At 60.6% G+C, this 14,963-nt stretch carries 11 protein-coding genes; 5 read left to right on the forward strand and 6 right to left on the reverse strand.

What is annotated here, in order from left to right; translation table 11 throughout:
• Positions 1 to 22: 22 nt before the first annotated feature.
• From urtE to urtA, 5 genes are all read right to left on the reverse strand, one after another.
• On the reverse strand, positions 23 to 718 hold the full coding sequence (gene urtE, locus IG616_RS11380) for an urea ABC transporter ATP-binding subunit UrtE (RefSeq protein WP_192148274.1): 696 nt from the start codon (positions 716 to 718) through the stop codon (positions 23 to 25).
• 197 nt (positions 719 to 915) lie between these two features.
• Positions 916 to 1,662, reverse strand: coding sequence for an urea ABC transporter ATP-binding protein UrtD (urtD, locus tag IG616_RS11385; RefSeq protein WP_192148275.1), 747 nt, complete (start codon positions 1,660 to 1,662; stop codon positions 916 to 918).
• A 4-nt stretch (positions 1,663 to 1,666) separates the two neighbouring features.
• Complete coding sequence (gene urtC / locus IG616_RS11390) at positions 1,667 to 2,815, reverse strand: urea ABC transporter permease subunit UrtC (protein ID WP_192148276.1); 1,149 nt, start codon at positions 2,813 to 2,815, stop codon at positions 1,667 to 1,669.
• Positions 2,812 to 4,431, reverse strand: coding sequence for an urea ABC transporter permease subunit UrtB (gene urtB, locus IG616_RS11395; RefSeq protein ID WP_192148277.1), 1,620 nt, complete (start codon positions 4,429 to 4,431; stop codon positions 2,812 to 2,814). The genes urtC and urtB overlap by 4 nt, the downstream gene beginning before the upstream one ends.
• 268 nt (positions 4,432 to 4,699) lie before the next feature.
• Positions 4,700 to 5,989, reverse strand: coding sequence for an urea ABC transporter substrate-binding protein (gene urtA / locus IG616_RS11400; protein WP_209007466.1), 1,290 nt, complete (start codon positions 5,987 to 5,989; stop codon positions 4,700 to 4,702).
• A gap of 294 nt (positions 5,990 to 6,283) precedes the next feature.
• Here urtA and IG616_RS11405 point away from each other — a divergent pair, with 294 nt between their 5' ends.
• Both IG616_RS11405 and IG616_RS11410 read left to right on the forward strand, forming a co-directional pair.
• A complete protein-coding gene (locus IG616_RS11405; protein WP_192148279.1) occupies positions 6,284 to 6,829 on the forward strand; it encodes a biliverdin-producing heme oxygenase in 546 nt (181 codons plus the stop codon).
• Positions 6,830 to 9,373, forward strand: coding sequence for an HWE histidine kinase domain-containing protein (locus tag IG616_RS11410; RefSeq protein WP_192148280.1), 2,544 nt, complete (start codon positions 6,830 to 6,832; stop codon positions 9,371 to 9,373).
• Between the two features lie 161 nt (positions 9,374 to 9,534).
• Here IG616_RS11410 and IG616_RS11415 read toward each other — a convergent pair whose 3' ends face one another.
• Complete coding sequence (locus IG616_RS11415; RefSeq protein WP_192148281.1) at positions 9,535 to 9,936, reverse strand: hypothetical protein; 402 nt, start codon at positions 9,934 to 9,936, stop codon at positions 9,535 to 9,537.
• Positions 9,937 to 10,195: 259 nt separating this feature from the next.
• Here IG616_RS11415 and IG616_RS11420 point away from each other — a divergent pair, with 259 nt between their 5' ends.
• The 3 genes from IG616_RS11420 to rpmI all read left to right on the forward strand — a co-directional run bounded on the left by IG616_RS11420 (position 10,196) and on the right by rpmI (position 14,934).
• On the forward strand, positions 10,196 to 13,603 hold the full coding sequence (locus tag IG616_RS11420; protein ID WP_192148282.1) for a hybrid sensor histidine kinase/response regulator: 3,408 nt from the start codon (positions 10,196 to 10,198) through the stop codon (positions 13,601 to 13,603).
• Positions 13,596 to 14,507 (forward strand): response regulator transcription factor, encoded by a 912-nt coding sequence (locus IG616_RS11425; RefSeq protein WP_192148283.1) that lies wholly within the window; start codon positions 13,596 to 13,598, stop codon positions 14,505 to 14,507. The genes IG616_RS11420 and IG616_RS11425 overlap by 8 nt, the downstream gene beginning before the upstream one ends.
• A gap of 229 nt (positions 14,508 to 14,736) precedes the next feature.
• A complete protein-coding gene (rpmI, locus tag IG616_RS11430) occupies positions 14,737 to 14,934 on the forward strand; it encodes a 50S ribosomal protein L35 (RefSeq protein ID WP_192148284.1) in 198 nt (65 codons plus the stop codon).
• Positions 14,935 to 14,963 lie beyond the last annotated feature (29 nt).

The following is a 14,963-nucleotide window of genomic DNA, read 5'->3' on the forward strand; positions in this document are numbered from 1 at the left end:
GCGTCAAGGACACGTTTGGAAATCAAACCGTCAAATGGCGGCGGACTTCTTCTTCGTTGAGGTCGGCGCGGGCACCGGACATGACCACTTCGCCCCGGTCCATGACCGCGAACTGGTCGGCCAGGTCGCGGGCGAACTCGAAATACTGCTCCACGAGCACGATGGCCATGGTGCCCTGATCGCGCAGCCATTCGATGGCCCGGCCGATATCCTTGATGATCGAGGGCTGAATGCCTTCCGTCGGTTCATCAAGCACAAGAAGCTTCGGGCGGGTCACCAGCGCCCGGGCAATCGCCAGCTGCTGCTGCTGCCCCCCGGACAGATCGCCGCCACGACGGCCGAGCATGGACTTCAGCACCGGAAACAATTCGAAAACTGTCTCGGGCACATTCCGGTCCTTTCTGGGCAGGCAGGCATATCCGGTTTCGAGATTTTCCTTCACGCTCAGGAGCGGAAAGATCTCGCGGCCCTGGGGCACGATGGCAATGCCCCGCTTGGCGCGGGCATGGGGCGCAAGACGCGACACATCTTCGCCGTTCCAGAGGATCTTGCCGTTGCTGATGCCGTGCTGGCCGACGATGGCCCGGAGCGTGGACGTCTTGCCGACACCATTGCGGCCCATCAGACAGGTGACTTTGCCAACCTCGGCGGTGAGCGAGACACTTTTCAGCGCCTGGGCCGCGCCATAGTGCAGATCAATGTTTTCAACGCTCAGCATGGTGACCTCTTGTTGCCGCGAGCCCGTGAAGGACCCCGGCTTTCACTGCCGCCTCATCCTGAGGAGCAGGCAGCGCCTGCGTCTCGAAGGATAGGCCGCTTGCTCCGGTGTTTGCCGCCCATCCTTCGAGACGGCCTGACGGCCTCCTCAGGATGAGGTGTTCAGGGCTGCGGCGGTTGAAAGGACGGTTCATCAGTTCACCGCCCCAGATAGACTTCCACCACACGCTCATTGGCCGAGACGTGGTCCAGGGAGCCTTCGGCCAGGACCGAGCCTTCAGCAAGGCAGGTGACCTTGACGCCGAGCGCGCGGATGAAATGCATGTCGTGCTCGACCACGACGACGGAATGGGTGCGGGCGATGTCCTTCAGAAGTTCCGCCGTTTCCATGGTCTCGGCGTCGGTCATGCCGGCAGCCGGTTCGTCCACTAAGAGCAGCTTCGGGTCCTGGGCCAGCAGCATGCCGATCTCCAGCCACTGCTTCTGGCCGTGAGACAGGTTGGCGGCCAGTTCATCCCGCTTGTCCGACAGGCGGATGAGCGTCAAGAGCTCTTCGATCCGGGACTTTTCCGCGCCGGAGATGATGTGAAACAGGGTCGCGAAAGGACCGCGCGGGGCTTTCAGGGCCAGTTCCAGATTGTCCCAGACCGTGTGGCTTTCGAATACGGTCGGCTTCTGGAACTTGCGGCCGATGCCAAGCTCCGCAATGGAGGCTTCGTCCTCGCCGGTCAGGTCGACAACGCCATTGAAATAGACCTCACCGCTGTCCGGCTTGGTCTTGCCGGTGATGACATCCATCATCGTCGTCTTGCCCGCACCGTTGGGCCCGATGATCGCCCGCATCTCGCCAGGAGCAATGACGAGAGAGAGGTCGTTAAGCGCCTTGAAGCCGTCGAAGGACACAGACACGCCGTCGAGATAGAGAAGGCTGGTTTGCCGGGTCATGTATTTACTCCGCAGGCTGGGGTTCGGCGCGGTGTGCGGCGGTGTCTTTTGCCGGGCGGCGGCGGACCGCGCTCCAGCCCTTGTCCATCAGGCCGAGCAGGCCCTTGGGCAGGAACAGGGTGACCACCACGAAGAGGCCACCGAGGGCAAAGAGCCAGATTTCCGGCAGAGCAGCGGTGAACCAGGTCTTTGAGAAGTTGACGAGGATCGCCCCGAGCACCGCTCCGACCAGTGTTCCGCGCCCGCCGACAGCGACCCAGATCACCACTTCGATGGAGTTCGCCGGGGCAAACTCGCCCGGATTGATGATGCCGACCTGGGGCACGTAAAGGGCGCCTGCGATGCCCGCCATCATGGCTGACAGGGTCCAGACGAAGAGCTTGTAATGCTCCACGCGGTAGCCGAGGAACCGGGTCCGGCTTTCCGCATCGCGTACCGCGACCAGAACCTTGCCCAGCTTGGAGCGGGTCACCGCACGGCAGATAAGGAAACACACGACCAGCGCCAGGCCTGAGGCTGCAAACAGCCCGGCGCGGGTCGTGCCGGCCTGAATGTCGAAACCGAAGATGTCCTTGAAATCGGTCAGGCCGTTGTTGCCGCCAAAGCCCATGTCGTTGCGGAAGAAGGCGAGCAGAAGTGCATAGGTCAGCGCCTGGGTGATGATCGAGAGATAGACACCGGTGACCCGCGAACGGAAGGCGAACCAGCCGAAAACGAAGGCCAGAATGCCGGGCGCCAGCAGCACCATCAGGGCCGCGAAGGGGAACATGTCGAAGCCGTACCAGTACCAGGGCAGTTCCTTCCAGTTCAGGAACACCATGAAGTCCGGCAGGACCGGGTCACCATAGACGCCGCGGGTGCCGATCTGGCGCATCAGATACATGCCCATGGCATAGCCGCCGAGGGCGAAGAAGGCACCATGGCCGAGCGAAAGAATGCCGCAATAGCCCCAGACCAGATCCACCGATAGAGCCAGCAAGGCGTAGGTCAGGTACTTGCCCATCAGCGTGACCGCGTAGGTCGGCACATGGAAGGTGCTGCCTTCGGGAACCAGGAGGTTCAGCGCCGGGACGAGAACCACAGCCGCCAGCATCAGGCCGATGAAAATGCCTGCCCGGGCATCGAGCGTGCGGAAGAGGAAGGAGGTCATCATGCTTCGACTGCCCGGCCCTTGAGGGCGAACAAGCCCCGCGGACGCTTCTGGATAAAGAGAATGATGAAGACGAGGACGAGGATTTTGCCCAGCACAGCGCCCGCATAGGGTTCAAGGAACTTGTTCACCACGCCGAGCGTCATGGCACCGACGAGCGTTCCCCAGAGGTTGCCCACCCCGCCGAAGACCACAACCATGAAGCTGTCGATGATGTAGCCCTGGCCAAGGTTGGGGGAGACGTTGTCGATCTGGCTGAGCGCGACCCCGGCGATGCCCGCAATGCCGGACCCCAGACCGAAAGTCAGCGCGTCAATCCAGGGCGTGCGGATGCCCATGGAGGCGGCCATCCGGCGGTTCTGGGTGACGGCGCGGGTGAAGAGACCGAAGGGCGTCTTCTTCAGCACCAGCATCAGCCCGGCAAAGACCAGAAGGGAAAAGACAATGATCCACATACGGTTATAGGTGATGGTCAGCTGGCCTAGCTCGAAGGCGCCGGACGTCCAGGACGGGTTGCCCACTTCCTGGTTGGTCGGGCCAAAAATGGAGCGCACGGCCTGCTGCAGCATCAGGGAGATACCCCATGTGGCCAGCAGCGTTTCCAGCGGACGGCCATAGAGCCAGCGGATGACGCCGCGCTCGATGGCCATGCCGATGCCGCCGGAAATCACGAAGGCGAGCGGCAGAGCGATCAGCAGGGAATAATCAAAGAGCCAGGGCGCGGACGACCGGATCATCTCCTGCACCACGAAGGTGACATAGGCACCGATCATGACCATTTCGCCGTGCGCCATGTTGATCACGCCCATCACGCCGAAGGTGATGGCAAGACCAATGGCGGCAAGAAGCAGCACTGACCCGAGAGAGACACCGTACCAGATGTTCTGGGCATTGCCCCAGAGCGCCAGTGACTTGTTGATCCGGGTGATGGCCTTGTCGGCGGCGGCCTTCTGCTCGCCTTCCGCAGAAGCCGCAAAGCCGGTCAGAAGGGACAGGGCGTCCCTGTTTCCCATGCTGGCGAGGACACCGATGGCTTCAAGCTTGTCAGCGTCACCACGGGTGGAATTAAGAACGGCCGCGGCCCGGGCCTGCTCCATGACCAGACGCACGTCATTGTCGCTCTCCTTTGCAATGGCCGCATCCAGTGCCTCAATGGCATCCGGATCCTTTGCCTTAAACACCGCCTCAGCAGCGGACAGGCGCACGGCAGGATCTTTGGCCATCAGCGTCAGCGAGCCGAGTGCGGCCCGGATGGACCGGCGCAAACCATTGTTGACCTTGATCTTGGAGACTTCGCTGCGGGATGCATCCCCGGCGGGTTCCAGCGTCAGCGGATCAATCAGCTGATAGCCCTTGCCTGCAGATCTGGTGATGAAGACCGCCTTGTCGGACTTGCGGAATTGAAGATCCCCGTTGCCCAGCGCCTCCAGCAAGGGCGCCACGGCAGGATTTCCGGTGGCGGCCAGGTCCGCGACCTGCTTTTCCGTCTCCTTGAACTTGCCTTCGGCCAGCGCGTTGACCAGCGGGCGCAGGGATTCAAGATCCTCTTGCGAAAGCGCTGCGCCAGAAAAACCGGTCAGCAGGCAGAGGAGGAGGAGAAAGGACTTCAAGAAGGACATGGGCCCACCTGGTTTCGATTTGAACCCCGAAGGAAGAGGCAAAGGTCAAAGACGGACTTTTCGGCTTGTTATCCCGGACGGAGCAAAGCGGAGATCCGGGACCGGTGAGCCAAAGTGTTCCGGCTCTCAGACAGGCCAGGCCGATAGGTTTCTGGCTCACCGGTCCCGGGTCGCGCTCCGCTTGCCCGGGATGACTTTCGAGAGGTTGATACCTTCGTCAGCAGTTAGAGACGGGCAGAACCGCCCGTCTCTTTCGCAAGACTTCAGATCAGGAGCCGGAGCCGCCGCACTTGCCGGTCTTGACGTTGAAGTTGCCGCAGGACATCGGAGCGCGCCAATCGGAGATCAGGTCCTTGGAGCCTTCCAGGTAATCCGACCAGGCATCGCCAGCGACGAGACCCGAGGTTTCCCAGACGGTTTCAAACTGGCCGTCTTCCTGGATTTCACCGATCAGAACCGGCTTGGTGATGTGATGGTTCGGCATCATGGCCGAATAGCCGCCGGTCAGGTTCGGAACGGAGACGCCGACGAGTGCGTCGATCACAGCGTCAGAGTCCGTGGTACCGGCCTTTTCAACGGCCTTCAGCCACATGTTGAAGCCGATGTAGGACGCTTCCATCGGATCGTTGGTCACGCGCTTGTCGTCCTTGGTATAGGCGTGCCAGGTATCGATGAATTCGGCGTTGGCTTCGGTATCTGCAGACTGGAAGTAGTTCCAGGCAGCGAGATGACCGACGAGCGGAGCCGTGTCGAGACCGGCAAGCTCTTCTTCACCCACGGAGAAGGCAACAACCGGAATGTCTTCCGCCTTGATGCCGGCGTTGCCCAGTTCCTTGTAGAAAGGCACGTTGGCGTCGCCGTTGATGGTCGAGACCACGGCGGTCTTCTTGCCTGCGGAGCCGAAGGCCTTGATATCGGACACGATCGTCTGCCAGTCGGAATGGCCGAACGGCGTGTAGTTGATCATGATGTCTTCGTCGGCCACGCCCTTGGCCTTCAGATAGGCCTCGAGGATCTTGTTGGTCGTGCGCGGATAGACATAGTCGGTGCCGGCGAGAACCCAGCGCTTCACCGCGCCGCCTTCTTCGCTCATCAGGTAGTCGACGGCCGGAATGGCCTGCTGGTTCGGGGCAGCGCCGGTGTAGAACACGTTGCGCTGGGATTCTTCGCCTTCGTACTGGACCGGATAGAAGAGAACCGAGTTCAGCTCTTCAAAGACCGGCAGAACGGACTTGCGCGACACGGACGTCCAGCAGCCGAAGACGGCGGAGACCTTGTTCACTTCGATCAGTTCGCGGGCCTTTTCGGCGAACAGCGGCCAGTCGGAAGCCGGGTCGACGACAACAGCTTCGAGCTTCTTGCCCAGAAGGCCACCCTTCTTGTTCTGCTCTTCGATGAGCATCAGCATGGCGTCCTTGAGCGTCGTTTCGGAAATCGCCATGGTGCCGGAAAGCGAATGCAGGATGCCAACCTTGATGGTGTCTTCGTCGGCCATGGCGCCACCGATCATGGTGGAAGCCATCAGGCTGGCCAGTGCAAGGCCCGCGGCGCGGGTCATCAGCTTGGTGCTCATCTGTTCAAGTCCCCTCTTATTTGCCCATGCCCCTGCGGTTCGGAGAACCGGGGCGGATCTGCGGCAATCGCCATCGCTGCCGTCTGGAGGGGATCGTGGGGGCAGCGGCTGCAGGGGGACATACGTCGAATGACGTAAGCGCTGGGGAAAAGTCCGCACTTTCACGCAGATGACCCTAGGTAGACCTTCGCCTTTCCATTGACCTGGAAAATTGTTCCAGATTTAAATCACGGTTCTCTGAAGGATTTTTTCCTTTAATTGGGCGAGGACTTAACAAACTTGACTGACCGAAGGAAACTCCTGCGGGACCACACAAATCATCTTCACAAAAAACTCGATGACAACGTCGGCCCCTTGGGAAGCAATGAGCAATACCTGCGCTACCTCCACGGTATGCTGCAGTTCCGGCATCCGCTCGAACAACAGATCGCAGCGAGCAAGATACCCGCCGAGTTCGATGATTTCGTCCCGAGCATGATTTCCGAAGAGATAGAAAGTGACCTAAGGTCTCTGGACACAAAGCCGATTTTCTTGCCGGCAAGCATCACAGAGCCTCAACCATTTGAACTCAGTCAACTTTTGGGCGTCCTCTACGTGCTTGAAGGCTCTTCCCTGGGCGCCCACTTCCTGGTCAAGCAGGCTCACCAGCTAGGTTTCGGAGAAGCAAACGGAGCAAGTCATCTCGCCAAGCAGACCTCCCGCAAAGGGAACTGGAAAGCATTCTGCGCGTTGTTAGAGCAGATAGAAACAATTGATGAGAAGGCTATGACCAGCGCGGCGCGAACAACTTTCAGTCTCGCGCTGGATGCTTTCGAGAAAGTATGAATGACCCAGTCTGAACCCGTAAATCTTACGAATTGCGACCGTGAACCCATTCACATCCCCGGCAGCATCCAGCCTCATGGCTGCCTGCTTGCCTGTGACTTGGCCGTGTCCATCGTTCAGCGTCATTCGGCGAACACCGCGGAGCTCCTGTCGCTCGAGAGCCCGATCAACGGCCAGCCTCTGGCAGCTCTGGTCGGTGAGCAGATCACCCACGACATCCGCAACGCCCTGGCGGGCGCTCCGGATCCTGCCAGGGCGGGTCTGCTGCTGCGCCAGCAGATGGCCAACGGCCGTGTTTACGACATTTCCGTCCACCGGCACGCCGGTCACGCGATTATCGAGTTCGAAGCGGCGGACACAAACGTCCTGCCGGTGCAGCTCGCCCGTGAGCTGATCGGCCGAATCCGCATGATCACCACCAGCGAAGAGCTGCTGCGCAAGACCCCGGCCCTGCTGCGGGCCGTGCTCGACTATGACCGGGTGATGATCTACCGGTTCGAGGAGGATGGTGCCGGCAAGGTGGAGAGCGAAGCAAAGCGCTCTGACCTGGAGAGCTTTCAGGGGCAGTATTTCCCGGCAAGCGACATCCCTCAACAGGCGCGCGCGCTGTATCTGAAAAACTCCATCCGCATCATCTCGGACGCCCGTGGCCAACGCGTTTCGATCGAGCCGGTGTTCGATGGATCCGGAGAGCCGCTGGATCTGTCCTACGCCCACTTGCGCAGCGTGTCACCGATCCACCTGGAATATCTGCGCAACATGGGCGTTGCAGCCTCCATGTCGATCTCGATCATCGTCGATGGCGCGCTCTGGGGTTTGATCGCCTGCCACAATTATTCGCCGAAGATCATGACCCTGCCGCAGCGCATCGCCTCGGAGATGTTCTGCGAGTTCTTCTCCATGCATCTGATCGGCCTGCTGCACCACCACAAGCTCAATCTTGTAACCGCAGCACGCGATTCCCTTGACCGGTTCCTGCAGCGCGCAAGCCAGCAGACGGATGTGATGGATCTGCTGATAGAGGTCCTGCCGGACTTCCAGACGATGATCGACTGTGACGGCATTGGCTTTTTCCTGCAAGGGGAATGGCATTCGCTCGGAACCGTGCCGCCTGCCGAAGTGATCCCTCAGCTCGCCCAGCATATTACCGAAACCGGGGAAGACCGGATCTGGACCACCAATCAGCTCACAGCAGTCTTTCCGCCTGCGGCCGGGTTCTACGAGAATGTGTCCGGCGTTCTGGCCATTCCGCTGTCGCACGTTTCCGACGATTGCCTGCTGTTCTTCCGCAAGGAGCGCCTGCAGACCCTCAACTGGGCAGGCAATCCGGACAAGTCCTACGAGACCGGGCCGTTCGGTGACAGGCTCACCCCGCGCAAGAGCTTCGCGATCTGGAAGGAAACGGTCGAACGCCAGTCCGAGTCCTGGTCGGAAGCCGACATGGAAATCGCATCGGCGATCCATTCGGCTGCGGTCGAGGTGGTTCTGCGCCACAGCGAGCTAATGCAGGAAGAACGCGACAAGGCTGATCTGCGGCAGCGGCTCCTGAATGAAGAGCTGAACCACCGGGTGAAGAACATCCTGGCGGTGATCAAGTCACTGATTGCGACACCCGCGAGGGAAGCAGCCACCCTGCAAGACTATATCACCTCACTGAAGGGCCGCATCCAGGCCCTGGCGCATGCCCATGACCAGGTGATCCGTGGCAGCGGCGGCGGCGATATCCGCGGCCTGCTGGAAGCTGAACTGCTGCCCTATACTGCCGGCACCGCAGCCATCCAGCTGGAAGGTCCCAAGGTCAAGCTCGACGGACGCGCCTATGCGGTTGCAGCTCTCGTGTTCCACGAGATGTGTACCAATGCAGCCAAATACGGCGCGCTGTCGCGCCCGGGCGGTCATCTGACCATCCGCTGGGGGCTTGACGGGGCCTGCGATCTCGAAGTCAACTGGCAGGAGGCAGGGGGACCAAAGGTCACGCCGCCGAGCCGGAAGGGCTTCGGCTCGTCCCTGATCGAGCGCAGCATTCCCTTTGACCTTGGCGGCTCCAGCGAGATCAACTTCGACCTCACCGGCCTCCGGGCGCGGATGACGATCCCGGCCAAGTTCATCACCGTGACGGAGAGCCTTGACGCGCTCCAGCCGCAGGTGATCGCGGAAATGGCACCGGGCCTGTCCGGCAAGCCGGAAAATGCCGCCGTGCTGCTGGTCGAGGATCAGGTCCTGATTGCCATGGACGTGGAGATGATGCTTTCCGATCAAGGTTTTGCGAAGGTAGCGACCGCCAATTCCGTGACCTCGGCTCTGGAGCAGCTAGAAACTTTTGCTCCGGATGTGGCTGTTCTCGACATAAATCTCGGCCACGAGACGTCGATCCCGGTCGCTTTGGAACTCCACAGCCGCAAAATCCCCTTCGTGTTTGCGACGGGATATGACGACAAGACGCAACTTCCGCCGGAACTCGGGGATGTTACCGTGGTGCGGAAACCCTACAACAGCGAGGCTCTGGTCAGAGCGCTCTCTCAGCTTATGATGAGCCGCCATTAGACCGCCAGAAGCTGCCTAGAAACTGATCATTTGCCCTGAATTTTGGCAAAACTGACAGACTGGACAGACAAACCTATGAGTACGGGCGGACTCTCACCCATGGAGAATCCGCCCGGAAGCTTCCAACTGGCCTTCAAAGCCGCTGGAGAACGACAGCGCGCTCAGTCGTCGCTGTCGTTGCTGTCGTGGTCGTTGCTGTCGGGACCATTGTCATCGTTTCCGCGGCCTCCGTCGTCATTACCGCGGCCGCTATCGTCGTCGCCGCGGCCACCGTCGTTGCTGGCACTGTCGTGCGAGCTTTCGCGTCCGCTGTCGGTGCCGCCAGAACGATCATCGGAGCCGGAATCTCCCGCTTCCTGATGGCTTTCCCGGCCACCGGTCGAGGCGGTACGGCTATCATGGTCGCGCTGCCCCCTGTCCGAGGCTTCAGAGCCGGTCCGGCCGCTGAAATCACCGCTGATCAGATTGCTGAGAAAACTGCCGCTGCGTGTCTCTTCAGCGAAAGCTCCGGAAACACCCTGAAGAAGAAAAGCCGCCGCCAATACCATCAAACCTTTTTTCATCTTCCATTCCTTCCCTAGTTGTTTTGCAGAAACGCCACCAGTGCGGCGCTGACAAAACAGATCTAGCAAAGTCGCGCTGACAGCCCGCTGACACAGGATGTCATGTTCTTGCTCAAAAACCGGCGCCACTTATCTGAACCACAAAACATTGGCCAACCCTTGGCATTTTTATTGCTTCAAATTCGTTCAAAGAATGAGCAAGCTGTCAGGCAGAGGCTTCCCGCCATTCCATTGACCTCAATCCAGCTGGATATTTCACATGACAGCGCGCCAGCGCATTCTGCCGGTCCGGCGCCAATACAATCAGTGGGTCAACAATCAGACCCTTGAGGACTATGCGCTGAGGTTCACGGCCAAGAGCGCCCGGCGCTTTTCCTCCCGGCTGATTTCGCAGACTGCCATCGGAGCGATCTCCTTTCTGGCGCTAGAGGCCATCGGTGGGGCGATCACACTTTCCTATGGTACGGCGAATGCTTTTCTCGCGATTCTCATCGGATGCCTGGCGCTGCTGTTCGTCGGCTTGCCCATTGCGCGCTATGCCATCCGCCACGGGGTCGACATCGACCTCCTCACCCGCGGCGCGGGCTTTGGCTATATTGGATCGACGATCACCTCCCTGATCTATGCCAGCTTCACCTTTCTGCTCTTCGCCATCGAAGCCTCGATCATGTCGAGCGCGCTGCACTATGCGTTCTCAATCCCGCTTTGGCTTGGCTATATCATCAGCGCGGTTGCCGTCATTCCGCTGGTCACCCACGGCATCACCTGGATCAGCCGGTTTCAGCTTTTGACCCAGCCGTTCTGGATCGTGCTGAACATCCTGCCCTTCGTCTTCATCGCTTTTGCGGATTGGAGTGCATTTTCCGGCTGGGTCCGCTTTGCAGGCATCGATCCGCTGACCCAAACCGCCCGGCCGGATGCAGGATGGGCATCTGTCAACCTCATCAGCGTGGGCGCTGCTTCTGCCGTCATTCTGGCGCTCATGGCCCAGATCGGTGAGCAGGTGGACTTCCTGCGCTTTCTGCCTGCCCAGGATATGCCGCGCAAACGGCACAGGCTCTCTCTGTTTCTGGCGGGTGCCGGCTGGGTGCTGCTCGGCGCTCCCAAGATGCTCGCAGGCTCCTTCCTGGCAGTGCTGGCCTTGTCCGCGGGCATAAGCCCGGATCACGCGGACGAGCCCTCGCGCATGTATGCGGTTGCCTTCGGCTATATGCTGCCGTCCGAACAGGCCGCCCTTTTCCTGATGGCTGCCTTCGTTGTGGTGTCCCAGCTCAAGATCAACGTGATGAACGCCTATGCGGGCTCTCTCGCCTGGTCGAACTTCTTCTCGCGTCTGACCCACAGCCATCCGGGCCGTGTGGTCTGGCTGGTGTTCAACGTCGCCATTGCCCTGCTGCTGATGGAACTCGGGATCTATGAGCTTCTGGAGGAAACTCTCGGCGTCTTTTCCATCATTGCGATGGCCTGGCTATCGACCATTTCCGCGGACCTCTTCATCAACAAACCCCTTGGTCTGTCGCCTCCCGGCATCGAGTTCAAGCGGGCGCATCTTTATGACATCAACCCGGTTGGCACAGGGGCCATGGCCTTGGCTGCCACCGCCGGGCTCTTGGCCCATTTCAACTACTTCGGTGCCGAGGCGGCAGCCTTCGCCCCTTTCGTCGCCATGATCGTTGCCTATCTCGCAGCGCCTGCCATCGCCTTTGGCACGGGCGGCAAATACGCCCTTGCCCGCAAGCCAAGGCGGCACTGGAACCAGAAATCCACGATCACCTGCTCGATCTGCGAAAACCCGTTCGAACCGGAGGACATGGCCTATTGCCCGGCCTACCAGGCGCCGATCTGCTCGCTCTGCTGCTCGCTGGATGCCCGCTGCCACGATCTGTGCAAACCAAAGGCCAGGTTGTCCCATCAGGTCGGTGTGGCCGCGGCCCACTTCCTGCCGGAAAAGACCCTTGGCCACCTGCGCACCCGCCTTGGCCGCTATGCCGTGACCGCCGTTCTGTCGACCGCCGCCATCGGCCTGGTCCTCTGGATCATCTCCGCCCGCGCGGTCGATCTTTACCCGGAAGCCGCCGGGATCATCGGGCAGACCGTGGCACTGATCTTCTTCGTCTTTGCCGTCGCAGCCGGGATTGCCTCCTGGTTCCTGGTGCTCGCCCATGACACGCGCCATGTGGCGGAAGAGGAATCCGCCCGCCAGAACGCCCTGCTGCAGAAGGAAATCGACGCGCACAGCAAGACCGACGCGGCGCTTCAGAAAGCCAAGGAGGACGCGGAAGCGGCAAACCTTGCCAAAAGCCGCTATGTGGTCGGCCTCAGCCATGAACTGCGCACCCCGCTGAATGCGGTGCTGGGCTATGCCCAGGTGATGGAGCGGGATGAAACGATCCCGGAAAACCGGCGGGCAAACCTCCACACCATCCGCCGCAGCGCCGAACATCTCTCAGGACTGATCGACGGGCTGCTGGACATTTCCCGCATCGAGGCGGGCCGTTTGCAGGTCTATTCCAACGAGATCGACATCCACGACTTCCTCGACCAGATCGCCGATATGTTCGAGATGCAGGCCGGAGCGAAGGGCCTCAAGTTCATCCACGAACGCTCCCCCAACCTGCCGGTTCATGTGCGCACGGATGAAAAGCGCCTGCGCCAGATCCTGGTGAACCTGCTCACCAACGCAATCAAATTCACCGAGACCGGCTCGGTCAGCCTGACCGTCGGCTACCGGTCGCAGGTCGCAACCTTCACCGTTACAGACACCGGTCCCGGCATCGCGCTGGAAGAACAGTCCAAGGTGTTTGAACCCTTCGGGCGGGGGGAAGGCGAAAAAATACAGCGCACCCCCGGCCTCGGGCTGGGTCTGACGATCACCAAACTGCTGACCGAAACCCTTGGCGGTGCGATTGGGCTCTCCAGCGAACCAGGCAAGGGCTCGCGCTTTGAAGTCCGCCTGATGCTGGCCGCCGTTACCCAGTCTCCCAAGGCACGGCAGAAGGAGGAGCGTATCACCGGCTACAAGGGAGTCCGTAAGACTATCGCCGTTGCCGATGACAATCCCGACCACCGGGCACTGGTCTGCGAAATCCTGAAACCTCTTGGCTTTGCGGTGCTGGAAGCCGGAAATGGCGCGGAATGCCTGACGCTCCTAAACGACCCCTTGCCAGATCTTTATCTGCTCGACATCCTTATGCCGGACATGAACGGCTGGCAGTTGCTTCAGGAGCTGAGAACCCGTGGCATCCAGGCGCCGGTGATCATGTTGTCCGCCAACATCGCCGATGCCGCCCTTCGTCCAGGTGGATCGGAGCTGCATAACGACAGCCTGTCCAAGCCCTTCAACGTGGGTCAGCTTCTGGCAAAGCTGCGCAAACATCTTGATCTGGATTGGACAAGCTTGCCGCAAACGGCCACGGCCGGCAGCCAGCCGCTCAACGGCTCCGGAACTGTAGCCGGCACAGATCTCGTTCATCCCGGCCTGGGTCATCTTGATGAATTGATCAGCCTTGGCCAGATCGGCTACATCCATGGCATCGAAGCGAAGCTGAAGCAGCTTGAAACCGATCCGCGCAACGGGCCTCTGGTCACGCGCCTGCGCGGCCATCTCAAGCAGTTCGACTTCGACAGCTACACCCGCGTGCTTGAAGGACTTGCATCCAATGACTGACCGGCACCGCGATATTGTCCTTGTCGTTGATGACTCGCCCGAGGCGCTTGGCTTTCTGACCCAGGCCCTGGAAACATCCGGCCTGACCGTTCTCGTGGCCACAAGCGGCACCGGAGCCCTTGCAATCACCGACCGGGTCACGCCGGACATGATCCTGATGGATGCGGTCATGCCGGGTCTCGACGGCTTCGAGACCTGCCGCGAGATCAAGGCCCGCGCGCACCTCAGCCATGTGCCGGTGATCTTCATGACCGGCCTCAGCGAAACCGAACATGTGGTGCATGCGCTGGAGTCCGGCGGGGTCGACTTTCTCACCAAGCCGATCAACATCGACGAGCTTCAGGCCCGCATCCGGGTGCATCTGGCCAACGCCCGCTCTGTCCAGAGCGCCCGGATTGCGCTGGACGCTGCCGGCCGTCATCTGGTCGCGGTCTCCCGCAATGGCCAGCTGGGCTGGTCCACGCCCCAGGCCCATCAGCTGGTCGGCAGCGGACCGGATGGCAGCGGGATCCTGAGCGAGATCGCGGATCATCTGGGCAAATGGCTGAAGGGCTCCGAAGGCACCGCCGCATCCGCCCCCTTTCCGCTGACGCTGACCAATGGCCGCCAGGTGCAGATGCAGTATCTCGGCGCCGTCGGCCCTGATGAATGCCTGTTCCGCATGAGCTCCCAGAACTCTGAAGACGAAGGCGGCGTGCTGCGCCAGCACTTCGGCCTGACCGCACGCGAAGCAGACGTTCTGCTCTGGATTTCCAAGGGCAAGGCCAATAAGGACATCGGCGAGATCCTCGGCCTGTCTCCACGCACCGTGAACAAGCATCTGGAGCAGATCTACCAGAAGCTGGGCGTCGAAAACCGCGCCTCCGCCGCCGTCAGAGCCGCCCAGGTGCTGCACGCCCTGTGAATCCGGCTTTCTTTGCCGGATTCAGGTTGCGCAATGGACCCAAGCCCCCTATAAGCGCCCGGTCCAGAGTCGTCCGGCTCTTTCGGAGCTGGATATCTGTATTCCAATTTCCGGTCATTTGCCGGTGGAAAGCAGACAGCCCGAATACCAAGGGCATGCCGTGGCGACCTCTCGATGCACCAACAAGACAGCGGATGGCTTGCCATCCGCACCAATGAAAGGATGCAAAATGCCCAAGCTGAAGACCAAGTCTGGAGCCAAGAAGCGCTTCAAACTGACCGCGAGCGGCAAGGTGAAAACCGGGCAGGCTGGCAAGCGTCATGGCATGATCAAGCGCACGACGAAGTTCATCCGCAACGCCCGTGGCACGACCACGCTGGCTCCGCAGGATGCAAAGATCGTCAAGCAGTTCCTGCCCTACGCTTAAGCCTTAAGCACCTGTTTTTTAAGGAGTAC

Source organism: Roseibium litorale (genome assembly GCF_014842915.1).
Lineage (GTDB): Bacteria > Pseudomonadota > Alphaproteobacteria > Rhizobiales > Stappiaceae > Roseibium > Roseibium litorale.

What these genes read in the sequence shown, in the direction of transcription:
- urtE (WP_192148274.1), bottom strand. Translation starts at nt 718, where the DNA reads ATGCTGAGCGTTGAAAACATTGATCTGCACTATGGCGCGGCCCAGGCG.
- urtD (WP_192148275.1), bottom strand. Translation starts at nt 1,662, where the DNA reads ATGACCCGGCAAACCAGCCTTCTCTATCTCGACGGCGTGTCTGTGTCC.
- urtC (WP_192148276.1), bottom strand. Translation starts at nt 2,815, where the DNA reads ATGATGACCTCCTTCCTCTTCCGCACGCTCGATGCCCGGGCAGGCATT.
- urtB (WP_192148277.1), bottom strand. Translation starts at nt 4,431, where the DNA reads ATGTCCTTCTTGAAGTCCTTTCTCCTCCTCCTCTGCCTGCTGACCGGT.
- urtA (WP_209007466.1), bottom strand. Translation starts at nt 5,989, where the DNA reads ATGACCCGCGCCGCGGGCCTTGCACTGGCCAGCCTGATGGCTTCCACC.
- IG616_RS11410 (WP_192148280.1), top strand. Translation starts at nt 6,830, where the DNA reads ATGACCCAGTCTGAACCCGTAAATCTTACGAATTGCGACCGTGAACCC.
- IG616_RS11415 (WP_192148281.1), bottom strand. Translation starts at nt 9,936, where the DNA reads ATGAAAAAAGGTTTGATGGTATTGGCGGCGGCTTTTCTTCTTCAGGGT.
- IG616_RS11420 (WP_192148282.1), top strand. Translation starts at nt 10,196, where the DNA reads ATGACAGCGCGCCAGCGCATTCTGCCGGTCCGGCGCCAATACAATCAG.
- IG616_RS11425 (WP_192148283.1), top strand. Translation starts at nt 13,596, where the DNA reads ATGACTGACCGGCACCGCGATATTGTCCTTGTCGTTGATGACTCGCCC.
- rpmI (WP_192148284.1), top strand. Translation starts at nt 14,737, where the DNA reads ATGCCCAAGCTGAAGACCAAGTCTGGAGCCAAGAAGCGCTTCAAACTG.